We start from the raw sequence: 21,362 nt of genomic DNA, 5'->3' as shown, positions 1-21,362 counted from the left end.
GATCGTTACCCCCACATTCAAGAATATAAAATTATACCTATTAATTCACATTCTTTCCTATTTATATCCGCTATTACTTTTTGCACTGTACGTAATGAATCTTTTTGCTTTTTAACTGCTAAAACCACTCCATCGCATTTCCCTGCAATAATGTGCGTAGCAGGAAGTTCAAATACTTCAGAAGAATAAACGAAAATGTAATCAAAATCTTCTTTCCACTTAGCAATCGCATTATCAAATTCATCCATAGCAACTAAAGGCGTCCCTGTATGTACTGTTTTTTTTGCAGGAATACAATATAAGTAATTAGACAAATTACTAGAAAAAGATTCATAATTGCAGGAGGAAGAGCTTATTATATCGTTTACTGTTATCATGTGATCACTTTGTAATAATACATGTAGTTTAGGGTCAGAAAAATTCACATCAATAAGTAACACCTTTTTTTTCATTTCCGCAAACACTAGACCCATATTTACTATAAGCGAGGCAACAACACCTCTGTCCTTCGTTGAACTAACTGTGAACAGTTGTTTTCCGGATTTTTTCAGCTCGTGATACACCGTATAAAACTGCTCTTTCATCAGATCATCATGCAAATTGAATGGAAGCTGCTTCTTTGTCCTAAACATCGACATGTTCACCTCGATATATAGATGATTTTTTATCAACCTCTGTAGGTTTCTTTTTTCTATTTGGTTCCATATTTATGTGACCAATAACAGAGACTGTTGTTATTTTCTCTAAATCTTGTTCCGTGTATATACGTTCATCAAAATAATCTTGAAATACAGCTAAACCTATCCCAACAAAAAAACTAACAATTAAAGAAATAGGAATGATCAGTTGAAATTTCGGAAACAATTTTTCAGCCTGTTCCTGTAACTCAGGATCAGTTAATACTTTCACCCCTTGTACATTTGTGTACTGTTGAAAGCTTTTTTGTGATTGCTCTGCCAATGTCTTTACAATGTCTTTCACGATTTTCGGATTGGAATCTTTTACTGTAACAGTTACAATTTGTGAGTTGTCCGTATTCACAACCGAGATTTTTTGTGCTAATTCATAACTTGATTGCTCTAATTTCAAAGTTTTTTTGACTGTTGAAATAATTAATGGGCTTTTTAAAATATCAACATACGATGTTACTAGTTGCTTATTTTCTTGTGTTTTATTTGTTGAATTTTCCTTATTAAACTCATCTAAATTCCCAACAAGAATTTGCGTTGAATATTGATATGACGGCTTTAAAACATACATAGAGATAAGAACTAAAGAAGCGGTTAAACAACACATCGTTAAAATAATCGTTACGAATCTTCTTTTCAGTAATTGTTGAAAATCTTTTATACTCATTTCTTGCTTCAATTATTTCACCGCCCTTTTCTGAATAACATCCTGCAATTCACTCTTTACAGATAACCCTTTCTCTCTTCTATCCACTTGTTTTGTTACATACTTTCCGACTCCGAATGCAAATTTTTCTACATATACATACGAAAGCATTGCAAGTATAAACGAAAAAACAAGTGAAAAAATTAAAATAATAGGCAACGGTAATATTTCATGGAGCATGTATATAAGGGAAAACAACGATATAATATGGTATAAATAAAGACTGTAAGAAATCTTCCCCAAATATAACAAATATTTATTATGTAGTAAGGACGACAAAGTTGATATTGACAAACTTAATATGACAAATAAACATGCACTTATCGCCACTACGTAGTCTCGAAATATAAAATTATTGAGCACTTTAATTTCTCCTATAAGCCCTTCATACATAAAAAGTAAAATCGCAAATAAAAACCATGCAATTTTTGTGTTTTTAGTACAATTACTATAAAAAACTATTAAATTATTTTTATACTTCGCAACTAGTGCTCCTAGTAAAAACAGTACTGTGTAATGCAATGTTAATGCATAGCTTGTTAATGTTAAGCCCGAGCGAAACAAAAATAATATTACGACAGAACATATACTAAAACTAAACAATAATAGTAATGAACACCTTAACGTTTTTCGTAAGCAAATCATCAAAATTAACGGGAAAATTATTGATATTCGCATTTCATGGACAAGTGACCAAATCACACCGTTATATGCATCTGTATTATATTTCCCAACCAATAAAATATGTTGTGCGATTAAGCTTGAAGAACTTTCAATCGTCCATGAGCGATTAAACCATTCACTTAAATAAGAAATACCATATTCACTAATTGTAATCTGGCATACAATAGCTATAATTATTGCCACAATATAAGGAATATATATTCTGCATATACGTTTTAAAAGGTATGACCCATAGCTACTATAGTTTTTTTGAATAGATTCATACAAAACAAATCCGCTCAAAACAAAAAAGATAATAACTGATTCGTTACCACTACTAAAAATTAGACGAGCAGGCGTTTCTTTTAATAGATACACAACAAATGGTTTATTATCTTCATAACTGTAATTTTGAAATGCTGAAAAAATCATTAAATGATGACCAATCATTACTACTAATGAAGAAATCCCTCTTATAGAGTCCAATTCTTCGTATCTTTTCATCTTTTTACCTCAACTCCTAATGAAATGATAATAATCATTTCAAAGCGACATCTTTATTCATATTCCTCTCCTTTCTTTTCATTCCAATTTTTCATATTAAAATGATTTTATAGTATAAATTTGAGTGTATTGTAACATTTTTTGTAATATTTTGAATAGAAAATCTCAAAAATTGGTATATACCAATTTCAACCTCGAAAAATGAGTAATATTGATAGAAAAACGCTATAAAAATATCTTGCATATTTACAAAATTAAAGAGCTGAATAGCGTTTTTTCAATATAAAATAAAAAAGATAGCCTACATAGGCTATCTTTTTTATTTTATTTAATTACTGGCACCACTATATGCTACATGTCGTTTCTCAATTCTCTCTTCAATTTCTTTCATATTTTCTTTATTATTTAATAGTGATTGTTTATTTTCAATTAATAATTGTTTAAACGATTTTCTCACTTTTTTTCTCATTTTCATTGTCCTCCTTGGGGGATGGTTTATATAAAAGATAAAGAATTATCTGTGTGTTCTTATAATAATTGATTGTTGTGAATTCTATTTGAACTTCATATGAAAATCTCGTTTATTTTCTGACAACTTTGTGAACACGAAAAAATGATTATCTAAAACTATGTTGAAATTAATTCACTTCATGATAAAAGTTATTATTTTCATCAACTTTTATCATTATATCTTGTCGAAATATTTATATATTTAAAATTGAGTTCGCCATAATTTTATTTATTATCATACTGTTTACAAAAACAAAAAGAAGGTGTCACCAAGTCAAAGTTCGACTTATGCAACATCCCTCTTCCCAAACTATTTATAGCATATTTATTAATATTTCAGGTCTTCCCCAATTCATTTCTTCACAAACAAATCTAAGTTTTTCTTCATCCATTGTGTGTAATCCTTCTTCTAGTGAACATGAAATTGGAACTTCACAGTGAATTTGGGCTAATTGTAACGAAATATTTAAGTTCTCTAAATCACTTTCAATCTTCGTACGCTGCGCTTTTGTTAATGATTCTACATTTTCTAGTACAGCGGATACTGTTCCGTGCTCTTGAATAAGCTTATACGCTGTTTTTTCACCGATACCTTTTACCCCTGGATAATTATCACTTGTATCTCCCATGAAAGCTTTTGCATGGACGATTTGCCACGGCTCTACACCTTTTTCTTCCATGATTTTCTCCGGTGTGTAATATTCGTAATTTCCAATTCCTTTACGCAGAAGCATGACTGTAACGCTCTTATCAACAAGTTGAAGTAAATCCGTATCACCTGTTAAAATATAAACTTCAGCTTCATTGCAATATTGTTTTGCAAGCGTACCGATACAATCATCGGCTTCGTAGCCTTTCATACCGATAACTGGAATGGATAATTTTGCAGTCATTTCTTGCACTAAATCAAATTGAGGAATTAATTCTTCTGGTGGCGCTGCACGATTTGCTTTATAATTCGAGAACGATTCTGTTCTAAATGTCGTACTTCCCATATCCCAGCATGTAACGATATGTGTTGGTTCGATCGCTTGCGTAGCTGTTAATAAGTGTTTCATATAACCATGAATCCCGTTCGTAGGGGTTCCATCTTGTCGTTTCATAAATTGTCCGTAGACACTTGTTGCGTAAAAAGCACGAAATAATAGTGCCATACCATCAACTAATAATACTTTTTTCATAATTCCTCTCCTATTAAAAAAATAATAACCTTACGTTATCACGTAAGGTTATATAAATAGATTACCATTCTACGTTTTTGCTCAACTTTGTCTATTATACATTGTTTTTGTATATTTAGCATCATTAACACATTAAGACGTTCTACTACAACAAGTATGCAAGATGCCTGAATACGTATTTTTTCCAGTAGAAACAACGATAGCTTTTGCATTTCCACTAACAATATGCGAACCTTTAAAACATACATTTTCAAGCTCAAGTGGATTATAATCTTTCATCCGTTTTAATGGAATAAACCGTTTACGTTCAAGGTGATAGCAGCTCTCAAACTTCTCTATATTCGCTTCGTTTCCCGTTAACACAGACTCATTCACTAATAAATCATCTGCATAAATAATACGTACATCAGCTGGCACAGCATCTCCAGCCGAAAGAAAAATCATATCTCCAGGTACAAGTTCTTGCACAGGTATCTCCATCATTTTCAGTTCACTATTTAGCCCTGTACTACTAGAACATTCTACTCTAGATACAGTAATCGTTTCACGTTGTAATTCATCACACACACGTTGTTTTGAAAAACCTGGAATCATGCCACCTAGCTTCATCATTACTTCTGCAAGAAGTGCTCTTTTTGAAGTTAGTTCATTTCGGCCATATACTTGAATACGTTTTTGTGCCTCTTTCATTGATAGTCCGTCTCTTGTTGTTTTAAAATATGCAAATACAGATTTTACATCTCTTGTTGCAATTTCAATTAATAAATCTTTATTTTTTTGGAGCATTGTTTGTTCTTTTATTGATTTTTTACTTAGTTTATATGACGTGTTACCCACAGTTTTGTTTGCATATAACATATTATCGTCTCCTCCTTTACAACATAGGAAGAAACGCTTTGTTTCTCAATTTATCCACTTTACTGTGAAAGTGTCTCGCGCTTTATAAACGCTATATTGTGATAAATATAGAGGGAGGAACAAATCGTTTCCTGCCTACATCATATATTTTTGATTTGAAGTATATGGGTAACGGAACCGAGTCAGAATTTGACATGCTCCTCACCTCCTCGTTTAATTTTATAGTTTATAATATGAAATTACTCATAGCTTGGTAACAAAAAAGACCCCTACCCTTAAGAGAGTAGCGGCCATTACATACACAAATAAACGATTTCTAATATAATTAGAAATCTACGGACCTCTCCCTCACCGAGTTTTAGCACTGTATAGCATAGGTACATTACCAGCTACGTTAAGAAAAACCTTAATTCGATCATTCCTGTTGACCCATTGGCGTCTCTCGACATTTTTGGGCAGTAGCATTTCTCTATACAGGAGCCTCACCTAACAGAGACTTATTTTCATTACATTGAAAATGTTACTCTTATTTAAAATAGATGTCAACCGTAGCCTACAATTTTTTCAAATGGTATGGCAAACTAACGTATATAAAGTGAAACTTTAATCAGTGGGGGTTTTGTTCATCCCCCACTGATTATTAGCCCTCACCAATCGGGCTTTTACGGAATAAAATAAAAAACTTTACGTTTAAACGTAAAGTTTTTAATAAGTTATACAACCAGCAATTACAATCCCAATTGAAAGCGATAAAAACATAAGAAAAAGACCGACTGCTTGATTATCTTCTTCGAGACTTTTGTTTATATTAAAGCGTGGTGTAAGCCACTCAGCTAAATAAAAGACGATAATTTGAGCCAAAATCCCAACTGCTCCCCACGAAATCATATCAAGAAGTGAAATTGAATTAGCTGCTGTCGAATATAAAACGATAGCTAACCCAAGTAATCGCCCTCCAAGCACATAGCTTACCGCCTTATTACCTTGAGCCATTAACTTAAATTCCTTAACTTTCGTTGTCACTTCCATCAAGAACAGACCAATACATAAAAGTCCAAGTGTTACTGCTAAATATAATAAAAAATTAATCATTTTTCCCCCTCCTTTTTATACCTACCGGTAAATAGTACGATTCATTTCCTGTAATCTTTTCTCCCGCGCGAATACCGATACTACTCGCTTTTCCAGCAATTAAAAACGAACCAAACACATATGACAGTTTCTCGATCCCTTTTTCTGTTTCCAAGGATACGACTGGCAGTTCGATATACTTTTGAAATATCGGCAGTGACGCTTTATATGTTTGGTGTGCATTTTGAAGCATAATATTTTCGTCTTTATCGCGAATCGTAATTGTATCTCCTTCTCTCCCAAATGAAGGTTTTTGAACGAAAGAACCTTTTCCTAAAAATAAATCTGGTTCTAAATATGTAGGTAACATATATTCTTTAATCCACTGTTGTTCCTCATTTGTATAAAAGGCCTCTTCTTCTGCTAACCCCCAAATAAGACACTGAATTGATTTTGGCTGAAGTAAAAATGCTGACAAAGGATTTATTATAAAAAGCTTTCCGGCTTTTACAAGTTGTAACAATTCCACACCTACCAAATCTCCTGTTTCAGGATCTTGATCCTCAATTAAATCTTCTATCGGATATGTTTGGCGATATAAAACGTCAATCTTCGCCCCATCTTTATCGACTAGAGCATCCTTTGTAATTCTAAGTTCTGACATTGGCACTACTTTATTTTCAACATGGCATAGCTGACTTAAATACATAGTGGTATTCCAATCCTCGATATGTTCATGATGTGCTGTAAAAACAACATTTGGATTATCTAATCCCTTTGTCGCTTCCATTACTGCTTTCGTTACACCAGAAGATAGCAATCGTTCTTGATCCGAGTTTGGATCATCATAGCCTAGATTTCCACATACTTTCCCATTCATTTGAAAACATTCCACAATAAAAGTTGGTGTATCACTATTAAACTCAAGCATTTTGATTTTGTTATCCTCTGTTACAGCAAAATCAAATCGCGAAATTACAGATTCAGGATAGAGCCCTTTCATTCTAATGAAAGATAAACTCGCGGATGGAAAGCCAAGATCTAGAAGCTGTTCGTCACTTAAATTACGCAGCAGTCTAGCAGTCTTAAAAAATATTTTCCCCATTCGTTCAGTCGCTAAGTGTAATTGGTCCAAAGTCTGATTTGTTATAGAAAAAACATGAAACAAACTATACTCACATTCATATAAATCCGACCAAAAATCCGGATATTTTAAATAAAATTCTTTTCGATCCCTTATGTATTGCGACATATTTTAGCCCCCAAATCCTCCCTTTGAACCGCTTCCAATTCCACCTTTAAATTCAGCAGACGATTGATACGATTTAAACGCCGATGAATTTTTAAAAGTGGATTTATTTTGATAGTATCGCCCACCATAGAAATAATGCCCACGATAACCTGAACTACTATCATCACACTGCCATACCCCAAGTTCATCATCCCAATCCCAATCAGAACAACTATTATCATTTGGTTTTGGGGGAAGATCTTGTGCGCAACCAAATAAAGTGCCAGTCATTAAAGACGTTACGACACCACCTACTAGCCATTTCGTTTTTGTCACCTTCGCACTCCCCTTTTTAAATTCTATTCCTATTATATAGGATGGCATGATAAAGTAGAAGAAAAAGGAAGAAGAGGGATTAAATGCGCTTAGAATATCGACTTAATGATGAAACGAAAGGGTATCCTGCTTTATGGAACTACGCCAATATTTCTAATTCTGAAATTATCGCACGCATGACTTGTGAATATTTTATTAAAGAGAAAAATACTTATGTTGTTACTGCAACTTCGGTTGATCCAGACGGAACAGCAGTTATTTATATTCAAAAAGAAGTTTTCGCAAATGACCCTTCAGACCCTACATACTCCTACATCGGTTTTGAAATTAGAGAACTAAGTGAAACGAGTTCAAACATAGTAGATAGTCAAGATGTATGGAACTATGAAGAAATTTTACCATCTCTTCATTCAGATATTATATATATTCAGCGAGACGGCATGTCTATGGAGTTCTCCTTAGATTCAAGAGAGATTGATGAAGACAGAAAGTGCTACATTTATTACGGAAACTTCACAGGTGAATCAAGATAATATTGATATATCTATGCAACAAAAAACCTTACGTATAAAACGTAAGGTTTTTATATAGCCCCACATATGCCGTTCTCTCTAGATGTCCATAAACCTGCTCTCACAGGTGGATGCTCTCACAAATGTTTGTAACTTCCTTCTTAAAAAGATGGCATGTTAGCTACATTTAAATATTGAACTTCCATATTAAACTTATTGGTTTAAGACATGCATAAGCTACGTACACCGTAGGAATTTTATATAAGGTTAGTTGAAATAAGACCCCCGCACGTGCCGTTCCTCGTAAATGTCCAAAAACCCGCTACTCGCAGGTGGATGCCCTCACAGTTACCGTACATCTTCCTCCACAAGGAAGGCTTGATGATGGTCGCTAAATATTGAGCTTCCGTATAACTAACATCGGTTTTAGACATAAATAAGTTACGTACACCGCAGGATGTATTATTTACTTGTCGTTATATTATCACATTGTTTCCAATGTGTAAAATACAAAGTTTTTCGAGCAATCTCTTGCTTGTGACCTTATTTTAATACAAATTATTTTTGCATGCAAGTGATTAATCTTCTTCTTTTGCAATTTGATTTTCTGGATAAGAAATCCAATCACTCCAGCTACCTGCATACAATTTAACATTTTGGAATCCAGCTAATTTTAATGCAACGATATTTGGGCACGCTGTAACACCAGAACCACAATATACAATGGTTTCCTTATCTTTCGAAAGATTTTGGAAGCGTTCTTGTTGCCCAGCTCCATTCTTAAATTGTCCTGATTGCAACATTCCATCCTTCCAAAAATGGTTTACCGCTGTCGGAATATGACCTGCTTTATGATCGACAAGTTCCTCGACACCAGCATAACGCTTTGGCTCTCTAGAATCAATTAATGTAACATCCGCACCTGCACGGATATTCTCTCTGACCGTTTCCATCGTTACAAGCATATGATCTTGTATGTTTGTTTTGAATGTTTTTCGTATAACAACAGGAATTTCCGTTGTTGTCGGTAGTCCATTCTCTTTCCAAGCCGGGAAACCACCATCTAATATATATACTTTCTCATGTCCTACATAGTTACATAACCACCATAAACGAGCAGCATTTGCACCGGCTTGACTGTCATACGCAATTACTGTCGTATGCTCATCAATACCAGCCTCCGAAAGCTTGTCTGCAAACTCCTCAATATTTGGTAAAGGATGGCGGCCACCATGTTCTGCTATAGGACTTGATAAATCTAAATTCAAATCAAAATATAACGCATGAGGAATATGTCCTTCTTCATACTTTTCTCTACCCCAATTAGGATTCGCTAAATCAAAACGACAATCGATTATACGGACATTCTCATCTTCTATATGCTCACGTAACCATTCGACTGTAACTATCATCTTTAACGACCTTCTTTCTCTTTCAAACGACTTACATACTCCATAACCATTTCTTCTGTAACATATTTACGCTGCAAGGTAACACCATTTTTTGCAAGATCATTAATTTGCTTCGTTACAACATTAATGACATCAACCGAAAATTCTTTCCCATTTGACGCAAGAGATACGGCAGCTTCAATAGCTGCTTCACGCTGTGCATCTAATTGTAAACATGCTTTTACACTTTCATTTTGTTTACGAGAATGTGCTGTAATTGCTTTATGTACTTCCATCTTCTCTTCCCCCTAAATAGTTATACGTTTTTATTCAATTCCATTGCAAGCCGGATCATATCACGACATACAATCCCATTTTCAATAATCTCTTCTTCATAATGCTTCGAAAAGTAATCAAAATCAATAGAAAAAATACGAAATCCACATTTTTGATATAAAGCAAGTTGTGAAACACTAGAATTGCCTGTACCAACTTCAAGTTTTGACATACCATATCCTTTAGCAGTTTCTACAGCATGCCTTAATAGCTTCTTCCCAATCCCTTTTCCTTGTAAATGCTCTGCAACCGCAATATTCATGATTTCCATCGTCTTTGGCCTTGTTTCCAAAAGAACATATACACCGATAACGCTCCCCCCCTGCTTAGCTACGTATGTTAATCCTCTTTGTACATATGTAGCTATTTGCCGTTCACTTGGATCAGCAAGTAGCAATAAAGACTTCGGTATAGCCTCTTTTGGAATACGTTCTATTACAACAGACATAAAAAATTCCCCCTTCTCTATTGTTCTAAACCCTCCTTGTCTACCATAAGTAATAGAAAGGAGGGATTCACCATGGACAACAATGAGAAAAAATGCAACGTCATCTCTATTGATGGAAAGAAGAAGAAAAGCGACACGTATTCCTATCCAAAATTAGTAGTTGAAAACAAAACATATGAATTTTCTTCATTCGTCTTATGCGGTGAAACACCAGATGGCAGACGACTCGTTCTTACTCATATGATTTCTACCGATGAATTTGCTGGATTTGTAAAATCTTTAGATACTGTACTGCAAAAGAAAATTGAACGAATCTTTTTCTCATAACGACTATATAACATAAATTTCTTTTTCAATCTCTACTAACTGCTTTTGCAATTGTTCTTTACTTTGTTCATATAGAGATACATCGATCGTTTCAGCCAATGCAAACAATATACTTTCATAATAGTTCATCACATCTTGCTGCATCACTTTTTGGAATAAGTTCCACTTCATATCCCACTCTTGCTTATAATGATGAACAAATAAATCTTTTTCATCAGCTACATAGTTTGATACGAACGGTTCTAATACAGATTTAGCGTCTTCTTGCATAAAAGCTTTGTCATTCTTTTCAAAAAAGCTTTTCTCATTTTTAAAATGTGCCAGTGCTTTTTTGAAATCTTTTATTTCAACTGAAGGGAACGGTTCTTTATGTGTAATATCTTTATATTCATACTCCACTATTCCATTCATAGAAATTGATTCATTTTCTACTTTACAGTTCACTACAATTTCGTCCTTTGCACGCTTCATCGCTTCGTCTATCCATTTTTCAAGGCGTAATGATGTCGCACGCATTTCTTGCAATAAATCATGCTGAATAAATGCTACTAATTCCATAACACACTGTTGCAATTGTGTTTTCACATTTCCATCCGTTCGAAGTGACGCCGGATTAATAAATTCAGTAAACACATCGTTATAGCGCAGGAATAGACGCTGTTGCACGTAATAAAGCAACTCTTTCACTTCATTTTGCATCGCCTGTTCTTCAGCAAGTACACTATATGATGAAATGATATGAAGTAGTTGATCACGCTCTGCTTCATATTTTTTCGTTTGCTTCTCTTTCTCTTCATTCCCCTGTTTTGCACCCTTTATCATGTTTACTAAAAGCTGATCTGCCCCTTGCAAAGCACCATATAGAGCATGCACAGAAACAAGCATTAAATCTCTCATCATAAAGGACGTAAATGATTCCTCAAACTTCGTAATCCCAGAGTTTTGTAAAATACCATACTTCTCTTTTTCAACATTCTTTCCTTGTTTCTCTTCAAGCGCACATAAACTTGAAATTGCAAATAAACGCGGATTTCTAATACCGTATTGCAGCAGCTGATCTGCGATATAACCTTTTACCATTTCAAGTTCTTCTTCAGACTCTGCTAAATCCGCCGCATTAATTAAGAAGAACATTTTATCAAGGGCAAAAGTATCCTTTACACGACCAAGCTGAATTAAAAATTCACGGTCAGCACGAGAGAATACATGATTATAATATGTTACAAATAAAATAGCATCTGCGTTTTTAATATACTGGAATGCAACATCCGTATGGCGAGCATTAATAGAATCCGCTCCAGGTGTGTCTACAAGCGCTACTCCCTGCCTTGTTAAAGCACAATCATAATAAAGTTCCATATACTCAACGAAGCATGATTTCTCTTCATTCGCTACATAATCAGAGAACTCTTCTAATGTAACTTGTACTTGTTCTCCTAAATAAGTAGAAACTGCATCATATCCTTTTTGTACCGCTCGTAAAAAGCTAAATGTTGTTTTTTGCTTCCCAGTTGGTGAAGGATATTTCATAACTTTATCAATTTGTGCTAACGCTTCATCTAACGTAGCAATCTCATAATGAAACAGCTTATAAACAGCTTTCATATCTTCTAATAACGCTTGCTTTGATTTAAACTGAACAATTACTGTTCCGTGTGGTTTTTCCTCTGTAACCGGCAAAATTTGATTAATCGTTGCCGTCGTCGGGTTTGGTGATACAGGAAGTACTTTCTCACCGAGTAAGGCATTGGCAAATGATGATTTTCCAGCACTAAATGCCCCGAATAACGCTACTGTAAATTGTTTTGTTTCCACACGTCTTCTTTTCTCTATTACCTCTTGCTGTACATGTTTCAGCGCTGGCAATGGCTCTAATATCGTTTCAGCTTTTTTCACTTTCTCTAATATCCGCTGAATATTTAAAGCCGTCGTTCCTTTCAGCTCTTCTTCATGAACCGCTACGTTATCGCTTACGATTTCCTGCTCTTGTAGTGTAAATTTCTCACTAACAATTTGCTTTTCCCTTTGCAATATCTCATCTATTTGCAGCCCTTCAGGCGTAGCAACATGATCGTGCCAAACATTTCGTAAATAGTCTTCATATGCCTCCAAATTGTTACTGTATTGTAATTGTGTTTCTTTCGCCGTTTGCAGCATCGTATATGTTTCAATCTCTTCTTCAATACGAGCAACTGCTTCTCTCACCTTTTGCTTTAAAACGACCGCACTTTTATCAAAAATTTGCTGTGCTTTTATAAAATAACGTTTCTTCAGTTCATTCGCTACATCCGCTGTATAAAGAAGTAAGTAATCACCTGTGAAACCTGCGCCTTGTTTAATTACTTCAGCCAACATTTCTGGTCCGAAAGCAATTTCTAACCCATATATGTCTTTCCCAATTTCCTCCGTGAACAATCCTTCTTCTTTTAAGAAGGCTACAATAAATTCCTTCACATGAAAATCAAGCTGCGTTTCAACAGTCTTTTGAAGGGCAGAATAAAACGCCTCTACACGTCTTTGTTTTTCTTGCTCCGTCTTTCCTTTCGCAAATAGCAAACCGACCTTAAATTTTGTTAATTTCGTTTCTAAATATGCATTTGCCAATTCTCTCATTTCAAACGGCATTAAATATGCGTTATCTAATATAGCTTGTAAACCTTTTATAAATTCATTTCTCACATAAGATTCTTTACTTGCCTCACGATTTTTCGCTTCCGTTAACTCTTCCTTCTTTTCAACTACCTCTGAAATAGAAAGTGGTGATGCTAACTCTTCCTCATATTTCAAGAGAGCTTTTTCATTTTCAGAAACAATAAACGAGAAATGTTCTCCCATTAAATATTCTGTTTCTCGCTCCATTCCAGTCCTTACATACTGCTCTTTTTCTTTCATAATAGAAGTAATTAACGCTTCTAAGCTTCTAATTTCATTATGTGGATGGTTCATCATTCGTAATGACGTATAATAAACACCATCTACTTCAATATCCCAGTTAGAGAATGATTGTTTTACACTATCTTTATAATTCTCAAACGATAATTCATTTTCTTTATGTTTATCTATTTGATTTACAACGAGATAAACCGTTTTATTACGTTGTTTCAATTCTTTAACAAATTGTAAATTCACTTCCGATTGGACGTGATTATAATCCATCATATAAAAAATGACATCTGCCAGATGAAGTGTCGACTCTGTCGCTAATTGATGGGCATCATCTGTTGAATCAATCCCTGGTGTATCAACTAACATAACCCCTTCAGGAATCGGCGCGTCGTTTCGATAAATATGAACACCAATTACTTCATCGCCGTCTTTACAAATTTGTTTTAATTCTTCTGCTGAATATGCACCGTCATATTCGTACTGCTCTCCAGATTTAACCGTTACAACAACACGATCCATTCCTTTTTCAATTTTGACAACGTTAGCGCTTGTCGGAATTGGACTTGTCGGTAACAACTGCGCTTTATATAGATGATTCATCATCGTTGATTTCCCTGCAGAGAAGTGACCGCAGAACGCTATCATAAGCTGTTCTTGTTTATATTTTTGAATTACCTCAAACAACTTTAAACTATTCTCTGCATCGCCGTGTTTTTGCCACTCTTCATAAAAACAAACAAGTTTTTTCATACCGTTTGTCTGTACTATGTTTGTCATCCCCTTGTTCCCCTTTATCCAAGATGTATATACTTTTCCCCGCTATTTGCGAGCTCATAACCAGTGAGAGTTACACCTACCCATTGATTACAGTTTCACTTTACTATCATACTAAATTTTCAGCATATTCTCATTAAAAATAAAAAATCCCTTTCATTCTTTTTACAAATGAAAGGGATTTTATGTCATATCACTCATTTTGCTGTTCCTACTCCATTTAAAACATACTTCGCAATAACTGCATATACAGCGACTGTACCTGCTACTAATGCATATACCATACTTACGCACCAACCTTTTTTTGATAATGATTATCACTTTTGAATACAGTTTATCATTAAAGAGAATCATTATCAACACTTTTCATAAAGAAAGCTCCTTATAAGAAGGAGCTTTACTGCCTGTTTTGAAAAAGGTTAAAACTTGTTGTGCACTCTTATTATATCTCATCCTACATAACTTAACAGTTTAAAAAAATGGAAATATCCCCTATCCCCTCCACCTTACATTTCGTATAATAAAAGGGAATTACTTAACAAGGAGGAAAAAAATGACACAAAATCTCACACAAGGCGAGAGGATACACTCCATTGATATTATTAGAGGAATAGCTGTACTAGGTATTTTTCTTGTGAATTGGCCTGTTATCGCCGGGGTTGACTCACGTGATCTTTCAGGAATTTACGAAGGGATAGACAGCTACATTCGCCTATTTTACGATATGTTTATTCAAACGAAATTTTATACAATTTTTTCGTTTTTATTCGGATTAGGTTTTTATATTTTTATGAGTCGTGCTGAAGCGAAAACAGATCATCCAAAAATTTTATTTGTTCGCCGCTTACTTATTTTATTATTATTCGGTTTCTTACATTACGTTCTTTTATGGGACGGAGACATTTTACATACTTATGCGATTGCTGGATTTTTCTTATTTTTATTTTATAAGAGAGAACCTCGTACTATTTTAATATGGGCTATCGTTTTATTGAGTATTTTTCAATTCATTATGCTAATGGCTGGTATTACGGTTGCATTGGTACCAAAGGAAGAGCTAGGTTTTTCCTTACCTATCATGCCATTAGAAGACTGGCTGTCACAAATACAAAATCGTTTCCATGCATTTTACGCTGATGGAATTGGATTAAATTTACTTATGCTCCCAGAAACAGTTGGGCTGTTTTTACTTGGTTTATACGCCGGCAAAAAGGATATTTTCCGCCGCGCGAAAGAGTTAGATCCAAAGCTTAAAAAATGGCAAATTATTATGTTCCTTTTTACATTACCAATGTGGTTCTTCATGGTTCGTTACTTCTTATCAAAACCATTTTATGAACCAATTTATATGCAGGTCTTTACAATGTTTAGCGGAAAAACGTTATTCATATTCTACATTTTCACACTAATGCGTTTATTACAAAAAGAAAAATGGCAAACGTTATTACGTCCATTCCAATACGTTGGACGAATGGCATTAACAAATTACATCTCGCATACAATTGTTACATTACTTGTATTTGGTCTATTTCTTAAAAATTATTATCCTGCTCCATTATGGGTTGGACCAATATTCTGCATTAGTTTCTACACGTTACAAATCTTTATTAGCCGCTGGTGGCTTTCACATTACCAATACGGGCCACTTGAGTACATTTGGCGTCTTGGTACTTACGGGAAAATGATGCCACTTAAAAAGAAAAGCAAGGTCTCATAACGAGACCTTGCTTTTTTACGCTTCTCTTACTGCATTTTGCATAGATACTGGCTCTTCTTCTACTTTCACTTTGCGCTGCGGCACCATATTAAATACGATATTTAAAAGTACTGCTGAAGCACTTCCAAGTACAATTCCGTTATCTGTTAAAATACGAATGCTTTCTGGAAGTTGTGAAAATAATGTAGGAACGACTGTTACGCCAAGCCCAATTCCGACAGAACATGCAACGATTAATAAGTTTTCTTGTCTTCCGAAGTCAACGCTACTTAACATTTTAATACCATATGCCATAACCATACCGAACATCGCTAACATCGCACCGCCCAGTACTGATTTCGGAATAATTGTTGTAATAGCTGCGATTTTAGGAATGAAACCAAGTGCGATTAACATACCACCGCAAGTATAAATAATAACGCGATTTCTTACTCCAGTTAATTGAACAAGTCCTACGTTTTGAGAGTATGTTGTATATGGGAACGCGTTGAAAATACCACCTAACACCATCGCTAATCCTTCTGCGCGATAGCCTTTTGTTAATTCTTTTTCACCGATTTTTTTATTGCAAATATCAGATAATGCAAAGTATACACCCGTTGCTTCTACAATCCCTACACAAGCAACGAGAATCATCGTAATAATTGGTGTTAATTCAAATGTTGGTGTACCAAAGTAAAATGGTTGAATACCGTGGAACCAATCCGCCTCTCCAACCGCTTGCAAACTTACTTTCCCCATAAACGCTGCAACGATAGTACCGAACAATAGACCTAGTAAAATAGAGATTGAACGAATAAATCCATCAAAGAAACGATACATAATGATGATAAATAATAACACACCAAATGCTAATGCTAAATTTTCAAGACTACCGAAATCCTTACTTCCTACTCCTCCAGCCATATCATTAATTGCTGCTGGAACAAGTGTAACTCCAATTACAGTAACAACAGATCCTGTTACAACAGGTGGAAACAGTTTTACAAGTTTTCCAAATAATTTCGCAAAAATAACAACGAATAACCCAGCAGCAATAATTGCTCCATAAATTGAAGACACACCGTATTGTTTTCCAATCGCAATCATCGGTCCAACGGCTGTAAATGTACAACCAAGTACAACGGGAAGTCCTATACCGAAAAAGCGATTTGATAATGCTTGTAAAATTGTCGCAACGCCGCACATTAATAAATCAATTGAGACTAAATATGTTAACTCTTTTTGATTTAAACCAAGTCCACCGCCCACAATAAGCGGAACGATAATTGCTCCAGCATACATTGCAAGCATATGCTGCATACCAAGCGATGCAATTTTAAATGGATGCTGCTTCATCGTTTATTTCACCTCCGCAGTTTTTTGCTGTACAAATGTAACTGTGCCGTTATCAAGTGATGCAATTTCTGCTAGTGATTCAACACGAACGCCTTGTTCACGAAGCTTCTTTCCTCCATCTTGAAATGCTTTTTCAATAACAATTCCAATCCCTGCAATACTCGCTCCAGCTTGCTCTACTAAACTCATTAAACCTAAAGCAGCCTGACCGTTTGCTAAAAAGTCATCGATGATTAATACACGATCATTTTCATCGATATGATTTCGAGATAATGAAATTTCATTTGTTTCTTGTTTTGTAAATGAATATACGTTTGCAACGTACATATTATCTTGTAACGTTAACGATTTACGTTTTCGTGCAAAAATTACTTTTACACCAAGCTCTAATGCAGCCATAACTGCTGGTGCAATGCCTGAAGATTCAATCGTCACGATTTTTGTAATGTTCTCTTCTTTAAAACGTTTAGCAAATTCTTTTCCGATTTCTTGCATAAGTACTGGATCAATTTGATGATTTAAAAAAGCATCTACCTTTAATACGTCACCAGATAAAACCTTTCCTTCGTTCAAAATCTTTTCTTGTAATACTTTCATGTTTGTTCCCCCTCTTATGCAATAAAAAAACTCCAAAAGCCACCACCACTCGTTACAAGTGAGAGACGCGCTTTTGGAGTTTCGCAAAAAAAGAATGCTAAACAAGCAATTATATTCGTCCTCACTCATAGTCAAAGTATTTACGGTACTTCGGTAGAAACTTGCAGGCCATATCCCCGCGATTATATGAGTGTAGCTAACTATTTATTTTATAGAAGGATTATAACGTACTTTTTATGCTTTGAAAAGCATTTATCGAAAAAACACGTACAAATTTTTAAAAACTACTATTTTTGTTCGAGTTTTGCAAACTCTTTCATTTCCAATTACAACTTCGTTAAAATGATTGGCCCATCTTTTGTAATCGCAATTGTATGCTCATATTGAGCTGATAATTTCCCGTCCATCGTTCGTGCAGTCCACCCATTTAAATCTACTTTAGAATATCGCATACCTATATTTACAATCGGTTCAATTGTAATTACCATTCCTTCTTGTAACTGAGGTCCTTGTCCTTGTTTCCCAAAATGAAAAATTGCTGGTTCTTCATGAATCTCTTTACCGATTCCATGTCCCGTAAAGTCTCTTGCAACAGAAAAACCTTCATTTGTTACATAACTTTCAATTGCATAGCCAATATCTCCTACATGATTACCAATTACCGCCTGGTCAATTCCTTTATACAAAGCATTCTCAGCTACTAACAACAACTTTTCTGCTTCATCAGAAACTTTTCCAACTCTATACGTCCAAGCAGAATCTGAAAGACCTCCATTTAAGTTTACTACCGTGTCAATTGTTACAATATCACCCTCAGTTAAAGGAACATCGGCCGGAAACGCATGACACATTTCATCGTTTACAGATGCACATATCGCATATGGATATCCGTTGTACCCTTTCTGCTCAGACGTTGCACCATGCTGTTCTAAATATGCTTCAACAAACGTATTAATTTCTTTTGTAGTAATACCTGGTTTCATCATCTTCGCAATTTCTCTATGACATGAAGCAAGTAATTTTCCAGATTTATGAATTAACTCTATTTCATTTTTCGTTTTAATTATACTCATGCTGTCTCTCCTTACTAAACTTGCTATTTACTATTAAACTTCAATCATACACATCCTCTTCCAAAATTTCAAAACTTCCAATTACAAAAAGTATGATTTATTTCTGCATAAAAAAACAGAAGGAGATTCTTCTGTTTTTTAATCATTTTTACATATATAATTCATTTTCAAAAACTCAAAACAACTACCATTTGTTTTCTGTATAAACGTTCCAACTACTTCAAACCCTGCCCTTTTATACACTTTAATCGCTCTCTCATTAAATATAGCTACTGATAGTGTTATATACTTGCATCCATATTTTTCTTTACTAAAAGCTAGTATAGCGTTTTAGAACTGTAAACCAAATCCGTTCCCAGTCATATTAGGTCTCATTCCAAGACCAATATCAACCGTTCCGTCATTTATTTTACAAACAGTAAAATAACCAATGAGAGTGCCATTTTCCTTCACAGAAAATGTATGATCCCCTCTACTTTCATCATGTAAAAATTCAGCTAAATCTTCTTCATCTGCCTCTATATCGTAAAAGGAATATTTCCCTTCATAATGCCAGTTGTATGCAATTTCTTCTGCTTCTTCTTGCGTCATTACTGTATATGTATAGTCCATTCTCCCATCCCCCTTTAAAAAAGAGCTGCAATTAAGCAGCTCTTTTTTTACAACTCATAAATCTCTTTATATTTCGCTTCTAAATAATCGGCTAAGTAGTTTGCATTTAAGCCTTCACCTGTTACATCTTCTAAAATTTCAAGTGGCTTTTTCGTTTTACCGTATTGGTGAATATGTTCTGTTAACCATTCACGAATTGGTGTTACGTTTCCTTCTTCTAATAATGCATCAAAGTTCGGAATGTCTTTTAACATTCTTTGCTTAAATTGCGCTGCATACATGTAACCAAGCGCATAAGATGGGAAGTATCCAAATGAGCCACCAGCCCAGTGAACATCTTGCAATACACCTTGTGCATCATTTTCCGGACGAATTCCTAAATATGCTTCCATCTTATCATTCCAAGCTGCTGGTAAGTCCTTCACTTGTAATGTACCATCAAATAATTCTTTCTCTAATTCATAACGCACCATAACATGAAGCGGGTATGTAAGCTCATCTGCTTCTATACGAATGAATGACGGCTTCGATTCGTTAATTGCATCATAAAACTCATCGACTGACATATCATCAAATTGACCATCGCTATACTCTTTTAATAAATCATAATTTTTCTTCCAGAATGATTTATTACGGCCGATAAAGTTCTCAAAGAATAATGATTGTGATTCGTGAATACCCATAGATGTACCACTGCAAAGTGGTGTACCTTCAAATTGTTCTGCAATGTTTTGTTCATATACTGCATGACCACATTCATGAATTGTTCCAAATACAGCCATACGGAAATCTTTTTCATCATAGCGTGTCGTAATACGAACATCCCCTCTATTTAATGTAATTTCGAAAGGATGTACTGTTTCATCAAGACGACCTGCTTCAAAGTCATAATTCAATTGCTTTAATAGTTCTAATGTAAAGTTCTTTTGTTTTTCTTTTGAAAACTGTTCCGATAAAGCACTTGTTTTTAATCCTTTTTTAGACTCAGAGATTTCTTTTACAAGCGGCACGATGCGCTCACGAAGTTGACCAAATACGTGATCTAAAACTTCTACTGTAATACCTGGCTCATACATGTCTAATAATGTATTATATTTATATATTTCATAACCCCAATATGTAATAAATTTCTTTTTAAATTCAACAATTTTTTCTAAGTACGGGCGGAACATTTCGAAATCAGATTTTTCGCGAGCTTCTTCCCACACACTCTCTGCTTTCGCTTCTAATTTCACATAAGCCTCATATTCAGCTTGTGGAATTTTTTTATTTCTATCATATTCTTTCCGACACTCTTCAACCATTTTCTTTGTCGTTTCAGAAAGTTTATCTTCACGTATTAAAGCTTCAAGTTCTGTTAAATAGTTTCCCATCTCATCTGAAGTCGACATAGCAAACACTTCTGACGAAAGCATACCAATTACTTCTGAACGCTGATCTACACCTTTTTTGGGTGCACCTGTTCTTAAATCCCAAAACATTAAACTTAATGCTTCTCCGTAATTTTGTATCTTCTTCACGTATGTTAAAAATTGTTTTTCTACTTCATATGTAGCAACTGTCATCGTATAAAAGCCTCCTTTTTCTACCTCAAATTTAATT

General features: G+C 34.6%; 20 protein-coding genes, 2 other RNA genes, 1 pseudogene and 2 riboswitches. Of the genes and pseudogenes, 3 read left to right on the top strand and 20 right to left on the bottom strand.

Translation table 11 applies throughout. The features are described 5' to 3' along the window. Nucleotides 1-17 precede the first annotated feature (17 nt). From ACTFRM_RS04340 to ACTFRM_RS04300, 9 genes are all read right to left on the bottom strand, one after another. Nucleotides 18-638 carry a CpsD/CapB family tyrosine-protein kinase gene (locus ACTFRM_RS04340; protein ID WP_002100874.1) on the bottom strand — a complete coding sequence of 207 codons (621 nt, stop codon included), beginning with the start codon at nt 636-638 and terminating at the stop codon, nt 18-20. Then, entirely contained in the window at nt 625-1,368 is a 744-nt protein-coding gene (locus ACTFRM_RS04335) for a YveK family protein (RefSeq protein WP_000807054.1), read from the bottom strand. The genes ACTFRM_RS04340 and ACTFRM_RS04335 overlap by 14 nt, the downstream gene beginning before the upstream one ends. Beyond that, nucleotides 1,369-2,562, bottom strand: a complete 1,194-nt coding sequence (locus ACTFRM_RS04330; protein WP_000833054.1) for an acyltransferase family protein — start codon at nt 2,560-2,562, stop codon at nt 1,369-1,371. It lies immediately after the preceding gene. A 328-nt stretch (nt 2,563-2,890) separates the two neighbouring features. Next, the gene (locus ACTFRM_RS04325) at nt 2,891-3,031 is read right to left on the bottom strand and encodes an FbpB family small basic protein (protein ID WP_001228048.1); all 141 of its coding nucleotides are present in this window, start codon (nt 3,029-3,031) and stop codon (nt 2,891-2,893) included. 355 nt (nt 3,032-3,386) lie between these two features. Continuing rightward, entirely contained in the window at nt 3,387-4,253 is an 867-nt protein-coding gene (locus tag ACTFRM_RS04320; protein WP_000757075.1) for a 5'-3' exonuclease, read from the bottom strand. A 132-nt stretch (nt 4,254-4,385) separates the two neighbouring features. Next, nucleotides 4,386-5,111: a P-type ATPase gene (locus ACTFRM_RS04315; RefSeq protein ID WP_000964949.1), complete on the bottom strand. Its 726-nt coding sequence runs from the start codon at nt 5,109-5,111 to the stop codon at nt 4,386-4,388. 335 nt (nt 5,112-5,446) lie between these two features. Beyond that, nucleotides 5,447-5,612, bottom strand: a riboswitch (M-box (ykoK) riboswitch). A 204-nt stretch (nt 5,613-5,816) separates the two neighbouring features. Beyond that, entirely contained in the window at nt 5,817-6,203 is a 387-nt protein-coding gene (locus ACTFRM_RS04310; protein WP_000606857.1) for a DUF350 domain-containing protein, read from the bottom strand. Beyond that, entirely contained in the window at nt 6,196-7,434 is a 1,239-nt protein-coding gene (locus ACTFRM_RS04305) for a glutathionylspermidine synthase family protein (RefSeq protein WP_000084933.1), read from the bottom strand. Before ACTFRM_RS04305 ends, ACTFRM_RS04310 begins: the two co-directional genes overlap by 8 nt. Before the next feature lie 3 nt (nt 7,435-7,437). Further along, nucleotides 7,438-7,749 (bottom strand): hypothetical protein, encoded by a 312-nt coding sequence (locus ACTFRM_RS04300; RefSeq protein ID WP_000169030.1) that lies wholly within the window; start codon nt 7,747-7,749, stop codon nt 7,438-7,440. A gap of 83 nt (nt 7,750-7,832) precedes the next feature. On the opposite strand from ACTFRM_RS04300, the gene ACTFRM_RS04295 reads away from it, so the two are divergent. After that, nucleotides 7,833-8,282: a hypothetical protein gene (locus tag ACTFRM_RS04295; protein WP_001235523.1), complete on the top strand. Its 450-nt coding sequence runs from the start codon at nt 7,833-7,835 to the stop codon at nt 8,280-8,282. Between the two features lie 53 nt (nt 8,283-8,335). Here the strand turns inward: ACTFRM_RS04295 and ssrS (ACTFRM_RS04290) are convergent. The 5 genes from ssrS (ACTFRM_RS04290) to ACTFRM_RS04270 form a co-directional block, all read right to left on the bottom strand. Further along, nucleotides 8,336-8,519, bottom strand: a non-coding RNA gene (gene ssrS, locus ACTFRM_RS04290) — 6S RNA. Between the two features lie 21 nt (nt 8,520-8,540). Next, nucleotides 8,541-8,723, bottom strand: a non-coding RNA gene (gene ssrS / locus ACTFRM_RS04285) — 6S RNA. 116 nt (nt 8,724-8,839) lie between these two features. Beyond that, nucleotides 8,840-9,673 (bottom strand): sulfurtransferase, encoded by an 834-nt coding sequence (locus tag ACTFRM_RS04280; RefSeq protein WP_000637560.1) that lies wholly within the window; start codon nt 9,671-9,673, stop codon nt 8,840-8,842. A gap of 2 nt (nt 9,674-9,675) precedes the next feature. Further along, a complete protein-coding gene (locus tag ACTFRM_RS04275) occupies nt 9,676-9,948 on the bottom strand; it encodes a YpbS family protein (protein WP_000451818.1) in 273 nt (90 codons plus the stop codon). Between the two features lie 20 nt (nt 9,949-9,968). After that, complete coding sequence (locus ACTFRM_RS04270) at nt 9,969-10,436, bottom strand: GNAT family N-acetyltransferase (protein ID WP_000117689.1); 468 nt, start codon at nt 10,434-10,436, stop codon at nt 9,969-9,971. A gap of 72 nt (nt 10,437-10,508) precedes the next feature. Here ACTFRM_RS04270 and ACTFRM_RS04265 point away from each other — a divergent pair, with 72 nt between their 5' ends. Beyond that, the gene (locus tag ACTFRM_RS04265) at nt 10,509-10,763 is read left to right on the top strand and encodes a DUF3931 domain-containing protein (protein ID WP_000369740.1); all 255 of its coding nucleotides are present in this window, start codon (nt 10,509-10,511) and stop codon (nt 10,761-10,763) included. Between the two features lie 3 nt (nt 10,764-10,766). Here the strand turns inward: ACTFRM_RS04265 and ACTFRM_RS04260 are convergent, their stop codons facing one another. Beyond that, nucleotides 10,767-14,426: a dynamin family protein gene (locus ACTFRM_RS04260; protein ID WP_149287910.1), complete on the bottom strand. Its 3,660-nt coding sequence runs from the start codon at nt 14,424-14,426 to the stop codon at nt 10,767-10,769. 550 nt (nt 14,427-14,976) lie between these two features. On the opposite strand from ACTFRM_RS04260, the gene ACTFRM_RS04255 reads away from it, so the two are divergent. Next, complete coding sequence (locus ACTFRM_RS04255; protein ID WP_000193190.1) at nt 14,977-16,140, top strand: DUF418 domain-containing protein; 1,164 nt, start codon at nt 14,977-14,979, stop codon at nt 16,138-16,140. A 15-nt stretch (nt 16,141-16,155) separates the two neighbouring features. On the opposite strand, the gene pbuX is transcribed toward ACTFRM_RS04255, so the two are convergent. From pbuX to ypwA, 5 genes and pseudogenes are all read right to left on the bottom strand, one after another. After that, the gene (gene pbuX / locus ACTFRM_RS04250) at nt 16,156-17,478 is read right to left on the bottom strand and encodes a xanthine permease PbuX (protein WP_048538184.1); all 1,323 of its coding nucleotides are present in this window, start codon (nt 17,476-17,478) and stop codon (nt 16,156-16,158) included. A gap of 3 nt (nt 17,479-17,481) precedes the next feature. Further along, a complete protein-coding gene (locus ACTFRM_RS04245) occupies nt 17,482-18,075 on the bottom strand; it encodes a xanthine phosphoribosyltransferase (protein WP_017657090.1) in 594 nt (197 codons plus the stop codon). 108 nt (nt 18,076-18,183) lie between these two features. After that, a riboswitch (purine riboswitch) is annotated at nt 18,184-18,285 on the bottom strand. A gap of 116 nt (nt 18,286-18,401) precedes the next feature. Then, complete coding sequence (locus ACTFRM_RS04240) at nt 18,402-19,148, bottom strand: type I methionyl aminopeptidase (RefSeq protein ID WP_134207741.1); 747 nt, start codon at nt 19,146-19,148, stop codon at nt 18,402-18,404. A 138-nt stretch (nt 19,149-19,286) separates the two neighbouring features. Continuing rightward, nucleotides 19,287-19,760 (bottom strand): annotated as a pseudogene (locus tag ACTFRM_RS04235) (GNAT family N-acetyltransferase). 47 nt (nt 19,761-19,807) lie between these two features. Next, nucleotides 19,808-21,325, bottom strand: a complete 1,518-nt coding sequence (gene ypwA / locus ACTFRM_RS04230; RefSeq protein WP_121868165.1) for a carboxypeptidase — start codon at nt 21,323-21,325, stop codon at nt 19,808-19,810. Nucleotides 21,326-21,362 lie beyond the last annotated feature (37 nt).

Origin of the sequence: Bacillus cereus group sp. MYBK227-1 (assembly GCF_051916325.1) — a bacterium.
GTDB classification, from domain to species: Bacteria; Bacillota; Bacilli; order Bacillales; family Bacillaceae_G; genus Bacillus_A; species Bacillus_A cereus.
Note: the sequence above shows the minus strand (reverse complement) of the source record. Positions and strands in the feature narration are given on the sequence as shown.